14 protein-coding genes are annotated in these 16,003 nt (G+C 35.0%); 12 read left to right on the top strand and 2 right to left on the bottom strand.

The window, feature by feature from the left end; genetic code table 11:
* Nucleotides 1–1,924: 1,924 nt before the first annotated feature.
* Complete coding sequence (locus tag AC5WOE_RS05130; protein WP_496052071.1) at nucleotides 1,925–2,671, bottom strand: DUF975 family protein; 747 nt, start codon at nucleotides 2,669–2,671, stop codon at nucleotides 1,925–1,927.
* Nucleotides 2,672–3,076: 405 nt separating this feature from the next.
* Here AC5WOE_RS05130 and AC5WOE_RS05125 point away from each other — a divergent pair, with 405 nt between their 5' ends.
* The 6 genes from AC5WOE_RS05125 to AC5WOE_RS05100 all read left to right on the top strand — a co-directional run bounded on the left by AC5WOE_RS05125 (nucleotide 3,077) and on the right by AC5WOE_RS05100 (nucleotide 8,780).
* A complete protein-coding gene (locus tag AC5WOE_RS05125) occupies nucleotides 3,077–3,553 on the top strand; it encodes a SprT-like domain-containing protein (RefSeq protein ID WP_496049963.1) in 477 nt (158 codons plus the stop codon).
* 105 nt (nucleotides 3,554–3,658) lie between these two features.
* The gene (locus AC5WOE_RS05120; RefSeq protein WP_496052070.1) at nucleotides 3,659–4,654 is read left to right on the top strand and encodes a phage lytic cycle repressor MrpR family protein; all 996 of its coding nucleotides are present in this window, start codon (nucleotides 3,659–3,661) and stop codon (nucleotides 4,652–4,654) included.
* 643 nt (nucleotides 4,655–5,297) lie between these two features.
* Nucleotides 5,298–5,459, top strand: a complete 162-nt coding sequence (locus AC5WOE_RS05115; RefSeq protein WP_496049777.1) for a hypothetical protein — start codon at nucleotides 5,298–5,300, stop codon at nucleotides 5,457–5,459.
* Nucleotides 5,460–5,549: 90 nt separating this feature from the next.
* A complete protein-coding gene (locus AC5WOE_RS05110; RefSeq protein WP_496052069.1) occupies nucleotides 5,550–7,034 on the top strand; it encodes a recombinase family protein in 1,485 nt (494 codons plus the stop codon).
* A gap of 40 nt (nucleotides 7,035–7,074) precedes the next feature.
* Nucleotides 7,075–7,461, top strand: a complete 387-nt coding sequence (locus AC5WOE_RS05105) for a spore germination protein GerW family protein (RefSeq protein ID WP_496049779.1) — start codon at nucleotides 7,075–7,077, stop codon at nucleotides 7,459–7,461.
* A gap of 269 nt (nucleotides 7,462–7,730) precedes the next feature.
* A complete protein-coding gene (locus AC5WOE_RS05100) occupies nucleotides 7,731–8,780 on the top strand; it encodes a lactonase family protein (protein WP_496052068.1) in 1,050 nt (349 codons plus the stop codon).
* A gap of 67 nt (nucleotides 8,781–8,847) precedes the next feature.
* Here AC5WOE_RS05100 and AC5WOE_RS05095 read toward each other — a convergent pair whose 3' ends face one another.
* Nucleotides 8,848–9,732 (bottom strand): glycoside hydrolase family 16 protein, encoded by an 885-nt coding sequence (locus AC5WOE_RS05095; protein ID WP_496052067.1) that lies wholly within the window; start codon nucleotides 9,730–9,732, stop codon nucleotides 8,848–8,850.
* Nucleotides 9,733–9,954: 222 nt separating this feature from the next.
* Here AC5WOE_RS05095 and AC5WOE_RS05090 point away from each other — a divergent pair, with 222 nt between their 5' ends.
* From AC5WOE_RS05090 to ccsB, 6 genes are all read left to right on the top strand, one after another.
* Nucleotides 9,955–11,085, top strand: a complete 1,131-nt coding sequence (locus AC5WOE_RS05090) for a D-alanyl-D-alanine carboxypeptidase family protein (RefSeq protein ID WP_496052066.1) — start codon at nucleotides 9,955–9,957, stop codon at nucleotides 11,083–11,085.
* Nucleotides 11,082–11,669 (top strand): nucleoside recognition domain-containing protein, encoded by a 588-nt coding sequence (locus AC5WOE_RS05085; protein ID WP_496049783.1) that lies wholly within the window; start codon nucleotides 11,082–11,084, stop codon nucleotides 11,667–11,669. The genes AC5WOE_RS05090 and AC5WOE_RS05085 overlap by 4 nt, the downstream gene beginning before the upstream one ends.
* Before the next feature lie 4 nt (nucleotides 11,670–11,673).
* Complete coding sequence (locus tag AC5WOE_RS05080; protein ID WP_496049784.1) at nucleotides 11,674–12,207, top strand: spore maturation protein; 534 nt, start codon at nucleotides 11,674–11,676, stop codon at nucleotides 12,205–12,207.
* 92 nt (nucleotides 12,208–12,299) lie between these two features.
* A complete protein-coding gene (locus AC5WOE_RS05075) occupies nucleotides 12,300–13,031 on the top strand; it encodes a pseudouridine synthase (protein ID WP_496049785.1) in 732 nt (243 codons plus the stop codon).
* Between the two features lie 187 nt (nucleotides 13,032–13,218).
* On the top strand, nucleotides 13,219–14,784 hold the full coding sequence (resB, locus tag AC5WOE_RS05070; RefSeq protein ID WP_496049964.1) for a cytochrome c biogenesis protein ResB: 1,566 nt from the start codon (nucleotides 13,219–13,221) through the stop codon (nucleotides 14,782–14,784).
* A complete protein-coding gene (gene ccsB, locus AC5WOE_RS05065) occupies nucleotides 14,781–15,968 on the top strand; it encodes a c-type cytochrome biogenesis protein CcsB (RefSeq protein WP_496052065.1) in 1,188 nt (395 codons plus the stop codon). Before resB ends, ccsB begins: the two co-directional genes overlap by 4 nt.
* The last annotated feature ends 35 nt before the right edge of the window (nucleotides 15,969–16,003 follow it).

The following is a 16,003-nucleotide window of genomic DNA, read 5'->3' as shown; positions in this document are numbered from 1 at the left end:
CGACTCACCGAAGGATATGATTTACATGCAAAAATTCTTTATTTTACTTTCAATAGTTTACCGTATTCTAAAATATTAATATACTATGTATATAAAGGAATGTTGAAAAAACCTACAAATGTTGGGTTGAACGGCAGGACATTTTGATGATAACAGTGAGTTTTTAATATTGATTAGAGATTTAATAAAGGGCTTGAAAGATGGTAGTGTTTTAAGAGGTTTATATGGCTGGTTATGCTGACAAATAGAGAATTCATAGCGAGGTTATTTTTCTTATGATTGAATTAACGTCGGCTATTTTAGGTTTTGTTTATGTATTATTTGTACAACTTTGAGCATCTTCAATCAAAAATAGAGGAGAGTGAGAATCCACAATAATATGTTAATAGAGCACATTTGAATGATAAAATGAATTTTGGTGAATTGAAACTTCTTATATAGACGAAAAAATACCGTCTATTAAGGGGTTTTTATTTGTTGAATTAACAGAACAGGTGTTAAGTGAGATGGTTTTGTTATTTGGAAATGTGCTTTATTGAGGTGTTTTTATCGTGTGTAAAAACCGTATACTTTAGGCAGTTTTGGGTGATTATTTAAGGAATGAGGAAGAAAAGCTTATGGGGATTAAAATGAAGCTGGATTTTAACTCCGAGTGTGGGAGTTGGAGTGCTCACCCGCCCCTGTGAATTTTTCGCTTTTCAAATGGTCATAAGTACCCCTATAACATACATTATAGATTACTTACAGAGAATCAAAAGCAAAAAGGATTGTTTACTTCTTTTTTATTAAGTCTTTAAAATAAGCATAGATGAGGGGGATAAAAGGGGAAATTTCTTTTTTTATTTTAGGTGAGATCGCAAAAAGAAAATTTTAGGAAATAGCAGTGGCCGAACGTAATAACGATATTGTATATAACATTATTATCAGCTCGAATAACTGCAAAATAAAAAAACATATTGACCAAACATCTAAACAATCCTCTAAATAATCCTCCTTTATAGCATGGCTATCAAATTAATAACTTTTCTATTTTTTGTTCGTCCGTGCTCTATTCCTCTTTTTCCAATTCTTCATACAAGATGCCTCAATAGCTAATTATCAAACAGAATAGAACGGTAGATAATAAGACTCGTTTATGATGAAATTTAAGAACATTTGAATGATTCAGCGTAAAAAAGGTTGATGATATATGAGCAAGGTTTGTTAGAACAAAATGGATATAAAGTACCGTACAACAAAACAGATAAAACTATGTCATCTTTTTTATCCTTGAATCTAGCTCTCTCTTCTATTTTTTCAACAGAAGATTTCGATACGTTATTATATATAGAATACAATGATGATGGTTGAAGTGTATGATAATCAGTTGAAAGTCACATTTGAAAAATCTCAACTTCCAAAAACCCCTGATTACCAAAAAATAAATGAATTGTTATTGTTAATAGGTATTAATAAAAAAGGATTGTCATTGTAAAGTTTATTTCCCTAAAATGACTGTACAGCATCAACGAATCTTATCTGTTACATAGCTTTCTAGCCATATATGTTATAAACGAAAAGATAGTAAAACAACTGACCCCTAAATTAACGCTGAGAAGCTTCTTTTATATAGTAGTGACTGTTCTTGAAGCTTATTTTCCCTAGTAATAGTAAATTATTTATGATTTTGAATAAAGGGTTACAAAAAAGTGGAATTATCCGAGAAGACTTCTATAGCTACGACGTGTAGGATATAATTGGTAACTAATCATATCCGTAGTTGGAGTTGTTGAAGATAAAATGAATGAATATAAATAACCCCAAGATGAACATATCTTTGGGGTTATTTCGGAATGTTTATTTCTTTTATTATAATTAGGACATACAGTGGAATAGTTGGATTTTGCATGCAGATGTTGATCGAATGATTTATTTTCATAATACTTTATGAGAGTACATCTTTGATTTCAATAGAGGATGATTCATTCTTATCTAATAAATCTAAATAAAATGTTGCAAATGTAGCTTCCATATATGGAATAAGCCATATAAAGCCAATTCCTAGGGTAGGAATACATAATAAGCCCCATCCTATAAAAGATAAATTAAGTAAGAAAAATCTCCATTTATGACCATGCATTATATGACGGCTGTGAGTGATTGCTTCATTTACGGACAAGTTTGGATGGTCAATAAGAATATAGTTAGTCATGGCATAAGATAAACCTTTTATAATTCCAGGGACAAGGAGTAATAGCGACCACAAAACGATATAGATCGTGGGAAGTATCACAGACCAAATGCCTCTAATAAAAAGCTTAACAGATCGAAAATAAGTAAATAAGTCTGAAGTTATGGTTATTTTGTTTCTTATAATTGCTAAAAAAATTTGATTACATCCGAGATATAATCCTCCCCCGACTAATAGAGACCAAATTATATCTATATTATCAATCCATTCACCCCATGATTTTGGATCTTGGATGATGTTTAGTTGGGAAACTAATATACTGAATATCTCGCTGTTTTCATACAACTTTGGCTCTACAATTTGATAAAAATAATAAAATGGTGTAAGTACAAAATCAAAAGGCGAACTTAAAAAATTGTATAACAGTATGGAAACAATTGCTAAGCCCCATTTTCCTGTTAAAGATTGTCTTGCACTATGCTTAAGTTCTCTAAAATTCACCATGTTCACTCCATTTTCGCAGATAAAAGCATTATAATGTATTATTTATAGTAGATAATGTTATATTTTAATTACATTCTTATTACAAAAAATAAAAAAAGTCCTATCTGGAAGAAATAAGACTCTTTTAATCGGAAGATGGTAGATATAGATGTTTTACCTAACGATTTTCATCATACATTTATAGATAGTCATCGCTGTATGCTGTTTTCCGCTCCAAAAACTGTCATAAAGGGAGTCAGATTTGATATAAAACATTTTGTACATTGTGTAATTTGCTTAACAAACTATTTAGTTTGTCCTTGAGATTCTTTTAGCTTCGGAAGGTTCTATTTAGCAAAAAAGCAAAAAATAATGATATAATTAACGAGATGAAATGTTAAATTGGGGGAGATATGTTTGACAATGACGATAAACAGAATGACTCAAATTGCAAACGATTTTCTTCAAGAAGAATATGGATTGCATTTGGATATACCTATCCAGTTAAATGGTAGGTTATCTAGAGCACTTGGGAGAACAATATTTAGAAAAAAGCAATATGAAAGTACAAAAGCTGTTCGAATCGAATTATCAAAAAAACTATTTTTTAATTACACTGAAAATGAAGTAATAGATGTTTTAAAACATGAGTTAGTCCATTATGCTTGTTTTATGATGGAGAAACCATACAATGATGGTGATCCTTATTTTGAGAAAGAATTAAAGAGATTAGGTGTTGTAAAAACAGGAGTCATGAAGCTTAAGGGTAAGGCGCATGTATATGTATGTGAACAATGTCAAAATACAATAGCTGAGAGTGCAAGGAGATTTAAACACAATAGATATCGTACAAGTTGTTGTAAAGCAAATATAATCTACAAGGGAATAAAGATTGTTTGATGGAGGTGGAGCTAATATGAGCAAAGAAATTTACGTGGAGGTTTTATTATTTTTTGCTTTTATGGAAAACTAGTGATGAAGTGAATTTTGGGAGTGAAAAAATTTATGAAAAAAGAAAATAACATTTCTTTATTTAATCCTGAAGTAAAAAATGAATTTCTTAAATCTGTTACAAATAATGAAGGAACAATTAGATATTATTCTAGGATTTTTTATAATACACTTGCTTATGAAGAATCTCTAGGAAAAGATGTAAATAAATTCTCATTAGAGGAATTAGAAAAGATACTGTATGATTTCAAAGCAAACAATCGACATACTATTGAATCCTATGGACGAATAATCTCAAGTTATTTAAATTGGAGTATACAACAAGGGCTTGTAGATAAGAATCCTCTAAGAGAATTAAGTTCGGACGATTTTGATAAGTATATAACTGATAAAGAAGAGTATATAACTGAAAAACAGCTTCGTAAGTATGAAGATCAATGTGCTAATTATCAAGATGCTGTGATTTTTCGTCTACTATTTGAAGGTTTATCTGGAAAACAAGTTTCAGAAATTGGGAATTTGAAGGTTAGTGATTGTGACTTTGAAAAAAATACTCTACTTCTTATTAATAGCCTTGAGGTTGATGAGAATGGATATCCATCGAAGTTTACTGAGAGGACGATCAAAGTAAGTGATCGTGCCACGGAACTTATAAGAGGTGCAATAGATCAAAAGCAATACATGAAAAAGAATGGAAATATGTCGACAGAAGCCTCCAATGTGAGAAATTTTAACGATCTAGTTCAAAATGATTATGTTGTCAGAGCTTCTATTACCAAAAATGGAGAAGATGTAAACAAACCAACAGATAGATTTGTTATTTATAAAAGAATCAAGTTAATCGGAGAGGATTTAGGTATTAAATCTTTTACTGCTAAATTGATACAGCGTAGTGGGATGATACAACTTGCAAGTCAACTTGTGCAAAATGATGAGGATATTACTATCTCTGATTTGAAAATTATTGCTGATCGCTTTAACTTAAAAACATACTTCAACATTAAGGGCTTTCTGACAAAAGATCTTATACACAACATGTATTCAAGATGAGGGGAACATGGATGTTACGTTTTGTAGTTTTTTAAAAATTCCCACAAAACAAGAGAAATCATGCATAATACTGCTCTCTCGTAACTGACAATAATCAATAAATAATAATATAAATGGCTATTTGCTTGTGTGATGCAGACTCGGAACAAACTGATAAGGAAGGAGCATTTTGTTTCGAGTCTGCATATGTTGATAGTTCTGTACAAGCAAATTTATCTCATAAGACAAAAAATATGCCCTTGATTACTTTCAATGTTGGTAGCAACAATAATTTAGAATTGAAGCCATTTCTTTCAACTATAACAAGAGCTAAAAATAATTACATAAACAAAAAAGAAGAATGTCAAAACTAGTGAAGGTGAGTTTGTTAAAAAAATCGATATACAAATTGTTATGCGAGTTAGGCCTTCGAAAAGATTATTTTGTGGATGTATTTAGCTAAGTGCAAATACAAAAAATATAGCCTTCGAAGATGTTTGGGTAGTGGGCTATCTGAATCACATTCAAATAACGTAGAGATACCATTTTCTTCGAATCAGAGTAAGAATATCTGAATACCATAACGATTTATATAAATCCAAATAAGTTTTTGAATGATATTTGTTTGCATGAAATGGACATATTGTCATTAAGGAGTGAGAAAATGGAAGAACAACATGCAAAACCAGAAATAATAGAGACTGATAGATATACATTAATATTAAATAATAGTCCTTCACCGGATGCCTGTAAGACTTTCCTGAGACTAGTACAAGAGATGAAATTCAAACAGATGCAAGAGGAGAGAGAGAATAAATTCAAATAAATAATATTCGCTCAATTACGCCAAATCCCATTGCGATTTGGCTCTTTTTGTTGTAATATATCATTATTATACATCGCAGGAGGTTAGTAAATGATCCAAAACGTACATAATGTTGCAGTTTATTTGCGAAAGTCTAGAGGAGATTTAGATTCCGATCTAGATAAGCATAGAGAAGAACTGTCGCATATGTGTAAAGAAAATGATTGGTCATATGTTGAATATGCAGAGATTGGCACCGGTGATAGTATTGCTGTAAGACCTAAAATGCAAGAATTGCTAAAAGATGTTGAGCTACAAATGTATGATGCTGTGTTAGTAGTCCACTATGATCGTCTTGGTAGGGGAGATAAAGTCGACCAAGCAACGATTGAAAAAACTTTTTCTCATTCAGAGACTCTTATTATAACACCACAAAAGGTTTACAATTTAAATGATGAATCGGACATGATGTTGGCTGATTTCCAAGGAATGATAGCTCGACAAGAGTATAAGCAAATTTCTCGTCGTTTGAGACAAGGTAAGGCGAGAGGGGCCAAAGTAGGAAATTGGGTAAATGGAACACCACCTTTTCCTTATATGTATAATCGACAGTCTAAAAAGCTTAAGCCTGACCCAGGAAAAGAGAACATTTATCGTACGATGATGGACTGGGCTTTAACTGGTTGGTCATCAACTGACATAGCATGGGAATTAAATAAGATGTCCATTCCTTCACCAAGAGATGGGTTATGGAGTCCAGCAGTAGTACATCGTCTGTTGCTAGATGAAGTGCATCTAGGAAATATTGTGGTTGGAAAAAAACGAAAATCTGTTTCTACTGGAGCTGTAGTTTTTAAACAGAAGGATGAATGGATTATCTATAAAAACTGTCATCCAGCAGTAAAAACGGAGACTGAGCATGATAAATTAAAATTTCTATTCCAACGACAAAAAACAACACCCAAAGCAAGTCGGGCTGGAAAGCATGCTTTTTCTGGAATCATTGTATGTGCAAAATGTAGGCATACCATGCAAATTCAAAAAAGACCAGATAGAGCTTATGACAATTTAAAGTCTTGTGTTTACAGAGACCATTTTGGTATGAGATGTATCAATCACGGTGGACAAACTTCATTAATAGAAGAAATTCTAAAACAAGCAATTGTACAGAAAAAGATTGAATTAGAAGAGGCAATACGAAAAGGAATAGATCTAGAAGATAGACGAGTTCTTTATGAAATGTTAGAAAAAAAATTAGAGGAAATTAAAAAAATAGAAAAAAGAATCAGTAATCTTACAGATATGAGAGCTGACGGTGAAGTTTCCAAAGATGAATATGTACTGAAGAAAACAGAATACGAAAAACATTTACAGAAATCTGAAGATGAGTATAATATCATAGCAAAACAAGTCGACCAAACAGAACAAGCAAGAAATGAAGATATGTTAGCTACAGTAAAAGATGTGCTAAATACTTTAGAAAGCGAGAAAGACCCTAAAGTACTTAATCGAGCTTATAAATCAATTATCCATAATGCACTATGGACGAAGGATGAAATTGATGAGAAGCCGAATTTACAAGTAAATTTTCTGTAGGGGTCTAGTATGTAGAACGGTTTTCACACTTTGCTGTCATTTGGATCGTTTACAAACTCCTGATGGACAAGTGATCATTCCAGTTAGTAAAGTCGGATTTGGATTTGCAGCAGGCGGGAGTGAATTTTCAGCTGGAGTGAAGCCAAAATCGAATGGAAATGGCAATGGACATGAACATGAATCTGGGAAACAAGATGGTAAACATTTTCCCTTCGGCGGAGGTAGTGGTGGTGGAGTATCAATCACTCCAGTGGCATTTATTGTAGTCGGAGAACAAGGTATTCGCTTACTCAGTATGGATGGAAATGCGCACTTAATCGATCGAATTTTTGACATGGCACCAAATCTGTTTAGTAAATTTAGTGGGAAAAGAAAAGCGGGGGTTTGTGGTACAGGCGAATCAGCACCGCAAACTCCAATTGATTAATTTTCTATAAACCCGAGGTAATCACTTCTACCTCGGGTTTTCTAGTTGAATTATCGATGGGATAAAACGTAAAATTATATTTTGTCATACATAATAAGGTTTTAATGAGTAATACAATTGAAAAAATATAAAGAGACAAATGTAGTTTTATAGGATAAAAACATATAAGAGTGTGTAAGTGTTACTAACTTCTTAATATATACTAAAATAAATTGTACATGCTTTTCATCGCTTACCCATCATCCAGTTAAGTAAAGGGGTTAAACATTATGGAAAAATCAATATTTATAGGCTATGTGGGAACATATACAAATGGAGATAGTCAAGGTATCTATTCATTTGAATTGGATACCAAAGAAGGACAGATTTCGAATCTGAAGGTCGCAGCTGAATTGGATAATCCTACTTATTTGACGATCAGCCCAAATCAACAATATCTTTATTCGGTATTAAAAGAAGGGGATATGGGGGGTGTTGCTGCATTCTCTATGGATGAATTAGGTGAACTCACCTTTATTAATGCCGAGGTATCAGCTGGTTCTCCTCCTTGCCATGTGAGTGTAGACCAAGATCAGCGTTATGTTTTTAGTGCGAATTATCATAAAGGAACAGTAGAATCGCATCCTATCCATTCGAATAATGGAGCTGTTTTTCCACCATCTTCTATTATCCATCATGAAGGTACTGGACCAGATCCCAGACAAGAAAAACCTCATACTCACTTTGCTGCAATGACACCAGATAATAACTATTTAGCTGTTGTAGAACTAGGAAGTGATTATTTGATTACTTATCAAGTAGATGATAATGGACAATTAGAGGAAGTAAGTCGATTGAAAATTCGTCCAGGAAGTGGTCCGAGACATCTTGTTTTCCATCCTGAAGATCACAACATTGCCTATGTAATGACGGAATTTAGTTCTGAAGTCATTGTCCTGTCTTTCAATGACGAAAATGGCAGTTTTGCAGATATTCAAACGGTATCTACTATCCCAAGTGATTTTAATGAAAATAACCAAGGGAGTGCAATCCATATCTCCAGTGATGGCAGATATGTATATGCAGGTAATCGCGGGCATAATAGCATTGCTATCTTTGCTGTCGATACTCAAACCAAAAAATTGACTTTTGTATCTTGGATATCAACAGAAGGAGATTGGCCAAGGGATTTTGTATTGGATCCAACGGAGAAGTACGTCATCGCCTCCAATCAAAATTCAAATAACCTGGTTTTGTTTGCAAGAGATTTAGAAACAGGAAAATTGAGCCTTTTACATAACGACATTCCGGTTCCTAATCCTGTATGTGTGAAATTTTAATTTGTCGTTTTTAGCTCAAATTATAAATAAAACCCGTTTCTAATTATGCAGAAACGGGTTTTATTTGTTATTGCTTACCTGTATATTCATATGCTGCAACCCATGTGATCCAAATGGTTGCTGATGAATTTGGAGCCGCTTGTTCCCCATTTAAAGCACTCTCGGATTGGATGATCCAGGACATAGGTTGATCGGGAACTTTGGAACCTTCAGAAGTTCCTACTTCCTTTCCATCTAGAATAAATCTAACTTTCTCGGGTGACCATTCCGTTTCAGCAGTATGCCAAACACCATATGGTTGTCCAGTGTTAAAGGCATCTTGCTTTTTCCCATCTGGATCTCCATTGTGGTGCATAAAGGCAGATATATTTTCATCTAATTCGAGTTCAGGGAAGTCAATCTCACATCCTTGACAAGAATTATCATCATCTGGCCATTGTAACCAAGCTAGTTTGTAGCCTGGAGTTGTCTCAGCTTTAAAACGAATGACATAACGACCATATTTTGATCCGGCGATTTTTTTGGGTATAACCGCAGCAACTTGATTTTCTCCGCCATTGTTGAACATTTTAATTTTCATGACACCATCTCCATTTGGTAATGGTTCAATGGAGACAGTTTCTTCGGGATTGTAAATACCACCTAATGGATACTTTCGTTGTTTTGCAGTATCGGGCCATCCGTGAGGATATGCCCACCAGTTGCTTTTTTGTGGCTCAGGAAGACCATTGCAATAGGCGTTTTTAGGATCCATCGCGTTATGATCACAATCCGAAAATCTTCCCACCGGAACATATTGACCATTAAAGTTATCTGCAAAAACTTGCTTCCAGCCTGGCAAATCTCCTTTGGGCATAGAATTATCCACGTTTTGACTTATTGTGGTAGATCCATAAGCAGGAAATAAGGTTACAATAAATATCAAACAAATGATCAAAAATTTAAATTTCATGCTTTCACTCCTGTGAAATCAAATTCATTTGAATAATCAATCTACTTACTTGTATAAATGTTAGTATATTTCAAAATGAAAGTAAACGAATATCCTTTCTATTTATTACAGTAATTTGTCCTTATGAATAGGTAAAGTTGTAATCACATCTTTTGAAGTGGTCTATTTTTTTACCTTGTCCGCATAAACTGGTACAAACCCTAGCTGGGCGAGGTGAAACCAGTGAAACGATGGTACTATTTCGTCATAATCGCTGCAATATTGTTTGTCCCTATCTATGTTTATGCAACTCCCCCATTAGCGGGTTCTGCACAAGCTGCAATTTTGATGGATCGAGACTCCGGCAGGATATTATTTTCCAAAAATGCTGATAAAGAGATGAAGATAGCGAGCTTAACCAAAATCATGACTGCATTAGTGGCAATCGAACAATCCAAGTTAGACAGTATTGTCACGGTTGGACCAAATGCAGTAGGAGTAGAGGGGTCTTCGATATATCTGAAAAAAGGGGAGAAAGTTCCTCTTGAACATTTGTTATATGGACTTATGTTACGGTCTGGAAATGATGCAGCTACTGCAATAGCAGAACACGTAGGAGGTTCTGTAGAAGGTTTTGTGTATTTGATGAATCAAAAAGCTAGTTTTCTTGGTTTACAGCATACCCATTTTACAAATCCACATGGATTGGATCAACCCAATCATTATTCATCTGCGAAAGATTTAGCTATCTTAACTAGCTATGCTTTAAAGAATCCCGTCTTTCAACAGATAGTCAAAACGCAAGTAAAAACAATTGATTGGCCTAATTTGGAGTGGGATCAAAAATTTTACAACAAAAATAAATTACTCCGATTGTATCCTTGGGCAGATGGCGTAAAAACAGGTTTTACGAAACAAGCAAGAAGAACACTCGTCACTTCCGCTACAAAAAATGGAAGTCAGCTTGTAGCAGTTACATTAAATGATGGAAATGATTGGAACGATGCAATTGATATGTACAATTATGGATTTGCCAATTATAAAAAAGAAGTAATCGTAAAAAAAGGACAGCTTCTTGCTTTGATGGGTGTAACAAATAGGCAAAACAAAGAACTATATATGATGGCTGGAAAATCATTTTTATATCCATTAACCAAAGATGAGAAGAAGAAATTACGAATTCAAACGGTACAAAGCACGCCAACAGAAACGATACGGACAAACGGTCAAGCAATTGGCATTGCTAAGATTTATTTGGAAGAACAATTAATTGGTTCTGTTCCTATCTTCTCTGCCTATCGTGATAAACCAACCTATTTTCAAAGAGTGGAACAAGTACTGTCTTCTGTTGTTACTAGGGTGGTGGAACCATGATTCATTACATATGGATGTTTTTGCTGCTTAGCGGCGTGGTAGCGGCAGCTGCAAAAGGCCAGATTGATCTAGTCACTTCTGCTGCACTGACGGGTGCAAAAGATGCTATTACCGTTTGTTTCGGCTTAATTAGCATTTTAGTATTTTGGTTGGGGATGATGCAGATTGCTCAAGATGCAGGTCTAGTAAGAAAATTAGCTAAGTTATTAGGGCCGATTGCACGTTTTTTATTTCCTAGTGTTCCAGCAGATCATCCGGCTATGGGATATATTTTGTCAAATATGAGTGCTAATTTATTTGGATTAGGAAGCGCAGCAACTCCTATGGGTTTAAAAGCGATGGAAGAGCTACAGAAATTAAATCCCAATAAACAAACTGCAACACCAGCTATGTGTACACTTTTGGCTATCAATACTTCTGGGTTAACCTTAATTCCTACGACCGTTATTGGTTTGCGTTTAAAATATGATTCGCTTAACCCTACTGAAATTATTGGTCCTACGTTGATTGCAACTTTTATCGCTACTTCGATGGCAGTTCTTATTGATCGGTACTATCAACGAAAATATAACAGAAAGGGATAAATTTATGTTTGAATGTATTACCTTAATATCCAAATGGATGTTGCCGGCTCTCATCGTATTTATCCCTTTATACGCTCTTTTTAAAAAAGTACCTATTTATGAGAGTTTCGTCGAAGGAGCCAAAGAAGGATTTCCTACTGTTATCTCCATTATTCCACATCTCGTAGCGATGATGGTTGCGGTTGCCGTTTTTCGTGATACGGGAGCAATGCAATTTTATTTACATCTTTTGTCTCCTATATCTAATTGGTTTCATATACCGAGCGAAGTAATACCAATCGGTTTATTACGACCTATATCAGGAATAGGAGCACTCGCTTTTGTAGAGAGCATATATCGAGAATTTGGTCCTGATTCTTTTCTAGGAAAACTAGCTTCTACGATTCAAGCGAGTTCTGACACTACTTTATACGTTTTAACAGTATATTTTGGTGCTGTAGGGATTAAGCGCTCACTCTATGCTTTAAAAGTTGGTCTGTGGGCGGATTTTATTGGGTTTGTAGCGTCACTGGTCGTTTGTTCCCTCATGTTTTTGTAACATAATGAAATATACGATGATTATCCTTCGCTAGTAGAAAGCTAGCTTTTTTTTTGTGAAAAAAGTAACATAGAAAACGAGGTGACAAATTGGTGGAACGTTTACAAAAAATATTAGCACAGGCAGGCATCGCTTCACGTCGTCAGGCGGAAGTGTTGATACAAGAAGGAAAAGTTCAAGTAAATGGACAAGTGGTAACAGAATTAGGCACAAAAGTAGATCCAGATAAAGATCGCATTCTAGTAAAAGGCAAGTCCATCCAAAAAGAACAAAAGCGAACTTTTATCTTTTATAAGCCGCTATATGTGATTTCTAGTATGTCAGACCCACAAAAACGAAAAGTGGTGCCAGACTATTTTCGTCACATCGAGGAACGGGTCTATCCAGTTGGACGTTTAGATTTTGATACGGAAGGGTTATTACTAGTTACCAATGATGGCGAACTGGCCAATCATTTGTTGCATCCTCGATTTGAAATTGAAAAACAATACATTGCTACTGTAAAAGGCATCCCTGATGAAAATAGCTTAGAACAATTACGCAAAGGTATTTATTTGGAGGATGGGTTAACAGCGCCTGCAGAGGTAAAGATGATACAAAAACGAGATGAGGATGCCAAAATAAAATTGACGATCCATGAAGGGCGAAATCGACAAGTCCGTCGAATGTGTAAAGCAATTGGACATCCTGTCATGCATCTTATCCGTACAAGATTGGCAAACCTTACGATCAAAGGTTTAAAGCGTGGTGAATTTAGGGAGCTGACTCCTCAGGAAGTGAAAGGTTTGAAAAAGTTACTAAGTGGTGAACGAAATCCGAAATAGAAGAAAATAATTTGACGCTACTTGTATAATAAAATAGTATTGCCGTTTGCAAGCCTCGGAAAGGGTGCGAAGGCTTTGTTATGCACATCAGTCGATTTGCGGACATTGATGTTATCTTCTTTATAGGGATACGTAAAACTCAGCAAAAGAAAGTCCTGTGTAATAAGGTAGAAACTAGGTGCAGAGAATGATTGAAAATACAAAATGTGAATGTGGTCACAATAATCCTCTTGGAACAGTTCTTTGCGAACATTGTGGAAGGCCATTAGATGAGATAAGCGATAGTAAGGAAAAGCTCGATAAAGAAATGAGATACGAAGGGAAAGCACGTCGTTCTCTCACTTATCAATCGTCGATTATCGATCAAGTTTGGAACTTTTTTTCTTCGGTAAAAATTGCAATCGTCTTCATTATTATCACGCTGATCATGTCTGGTATTGGCACGATTTTTCCACAAGAGCAGTTTATTCCTTCTTCATCACCAGATACATACTATGAACAAACATATGGAACGCTTGGAAAGTGGTTTTATCAATTAGGATTTTCTGATATGTATTCTTCTTGGTGGTTTGCTACATTAATGTCGGTGATTGGTATTTCTTTAGTGATTTGTAGTTTGGATCGCGTTATTCCTTTGTATCGAGCTTTAAAGAATCAAAAAGTAGCAAAAAGCACCGTTTTTATCGAACGACAACGCATTTCACTAAAAGAGGACATCCCTGAGGAAGACGCTTCTGCTAAAATAGATGATTTAGCAGATAAATTAGCTGCAAAACGATACCATGTACGAAGAGAAGGCAATACGCTGCTTGCTGAAAAAGGTCGTTTTAGTAGATGGGGACCTTATATTAATCATATCGGGCTTATTATTTTTTTAGTGGGGATTTTATTACGTTATTTACCTGGATGGAATTTAGATGATTATGTTTGGGTGCAAGAGGGGCAGACTGTTCGTGTTCCCCAAACGCATTACTATGTGAAAAATGAAGGATCAGCGGTAGAGTACTACAAAGAAACAGCGAAATCGAATAAGGGTCCGATTGTTAGTAAATATAGGACGAAAGCAGTATTATACCAAAAAGATAATGCTGGAAAACTGGTTCCGCTGACGAAAAAAACAATTTTAGTCAATGATCCACTAAACTATAAAGGTTTAAAATTATATCAATCCGATTTTCGCTCTGGAGACTTGACAGGGATTAAATTTTCGCTCACTGATCGAAAAACGAAGCAAAATCTCGGGGTGTTTTCCGTAAATCTTTCCCAGATTACCGAGTCACAGATTTATAAAGTGGGAGACTTACGAGTAAAAATCAAAGATTATTACCCTGATTTCGCCATTGAAAATAATGTTCCAGTTACAAAATCCCAAGACCCGAATCAACCAGCTTTTTTGTTTGAAACGATAGAAAAAGGCAAAACAAAAGGGGAGAACTCGTTAGTTATTTCTGGGATGAATTTTCCAAATCCCAAAAGTAATAAATACGATATTGGGCTTGCTGGATTTGACATGGTTAATACAGCAGGGCTAATGGTTCGAGTTGAAAAAAGTCTGCCTATCTATTTAATCGGTGGAATTATTTCCATGATAGGTTTAGTCATGGGCTTTTACTGGCAACATCGAAGAGTATGGATCAGAATTCAGGATAGAATCCTGTACTTAGGAGCACATACAAATAAAAATTGGTTCGCACTTCGCAGGGAGTTATCACAGATCGGCTTTAGCCATCTAGTGAAGGAGATAGACGAATGACTACCGTAATGAACAATCTTTTATATGGGACTTTTATCTTATATCTTGTTTCTGCAATCGCTTTTGTAGTTGTAGCAACAGAGTCAAAAAAACGTTCCAAAGTGTGGAGAAGACTTGCCATCATTCTCAGTATCACAGGGGTAGTGATCCATGTTGCATTTATGATTACAAGAATTGTGATCGGCGGTCACTTTCCAACAAGTAATATGTTTGAGTTTATTGCTTTTTTGTGTTTTGCTTTGGTATTGGCTTTTATTGTTATTTTTGCAATATACAAAACCTATGTATTAGGTGCATTTGTAATGTCATTAGCAGTAGTGTTACTCGCTTATGCTGCTGTTTTTCCAAGAGATATTCAACCTTTGATTCCCGCACTTCAAAGCCACTGGTTATATATTCATGTGACTACTGCTGCTTTGGGACAAGGTGCTTTTGCTGTATCCTGTGTAGCAGGATTAATTTATCTTATTTATCAAGTTGGGAAGGGAGAAAAGCCAAAACATGCAAAGTATTTGGAGATGACATTGATTATTTTTGTCATGTTACTTGGATTTTCGATTGCTTCTCTACTCTTTCAAACATTTGGATACCAAGCGAGCTTTACGCATCAAGTGGATGGAAATCAAGTGATAGAGGAATATAATCTACCACCAATTGTTGCTCCAAATGAAAGTAAAGCAGTAAAAGTAGATCGATTTCTTGGTTATCAAGGTCCTCTATTTGAAGCACCATCTTGGATGAAAGGAGAAAAAGCAGCAAGTAAATTTAATTCTGTAATTTGGGGAATTGTGGTAGGATTAGTTTTATACGCTATCTACCGAGCTATCGTCAGAAAAAATCTCTATCAATTACTCTATCCTCTTGTGCGAAAATTAGATCCAGAGTTATTAGAAGAGATCAGCTATCGTGGTGTAGCCATCGGGTATCCTCTCTTTACATTGGGAGCCCTTATCTTTGCAATGATATGGGCAAATGAAGCATGGGGAAGACCATGGGGATGGGACCCAAAAGAGACTTGGGCATTTATCACTTGGATGTTCTATAGCGCTTATCTGCACTTGAGGTTATCTCGAGGATGGGTTGGAATGAAATCTGCTTGGCTTGTAGTAGGTGGGTTTGTTATCATTATGTTGAATCTGATAGTTATAAATCTTGTTATTTCTGGTCTTCATTCCTATGCTTGAGGATGGAGATGGAAGAGTTCGTAAGAGGTGAATGT

This window comes from Shimazuella sp. NTD248 (assembly GCF_059510395.1).
This window is presented reverse-complemented; position numbering and strand designations above follow the sequence as displayed.

Excerpts from the sequence above, each read along its gene's own strand:
- AC5WOE_RS05085 (WP_496049783.1), top strand. The coding sequence starts at position 11,082 with ATGATTCATTACATATGGATGTTTTTGCTGCTTAGCGGCGTGGTAGCG.
- AC5WOE_RS05100 (WP_496052068.1), top strand. The coding sequence starts at position 7,731 with ATGGAAAAATCAATATTTATAGGCTATGTGGGAACATATACAAATGGA.
- ccsB (WP_496052065.1), top strand. The coding sequence starts at position 14,781 with ATGACTACCGTAATGAACAATCTTTTATATGGGACTTTTATCTTATAT.
- AC5WOE_RS05125 (WP_496049963.1), top strand. The coding sequence starts at position 3,077 with ATGACGATAAACAGAATGACTCAAATTGCAAACGATTTTCTTCAAGAA.
- AC5WOE_RS05115 (WP_496049777.1), top strand. The coding sequence starts at position 5,298 with ATGGAAGAACAACATGCAAAACCAGAAATAATAGAGACTGATAGATAT.
- AC5WOE_RS05095 (WP_496052067.1), bottom strand. The coding sequence starts at position 9,732 with ATGAAATTTAAATTTTTGATCATTTGTTTGATATTTATTGTAACCTTA.
- AC5WOE_RS05110 (WP_496052069.1), top strand. The coding sequence starts at position 5,550 with ATGATCCAAAACGTACATAATGTTGCAGTTTATTTGCGAAAGTCTAGA.
- resB (WP_496049964.1), top strand. The coding sequence starts at position 13,219 with ATGATTGAAAATACAAAATGTGAATGTGGTCACAATAATCCTCTTGGA.
- AC5WOE_RS05120 (WP_496052070.1), top strand. The coding sequence starts at position 3,659 with ATGAAAAAAGAAAATAACATTTCTTTATTTAATCCTGAAGTAAAAAAT.
- AC5WOE_RS05080 (WP_496049784.1), top strand. The coding sequence starts at position 11,674 with ATGTTTGAATGTATTACCTTAATATCCAAATGGATGTTGCCGGCTCTC.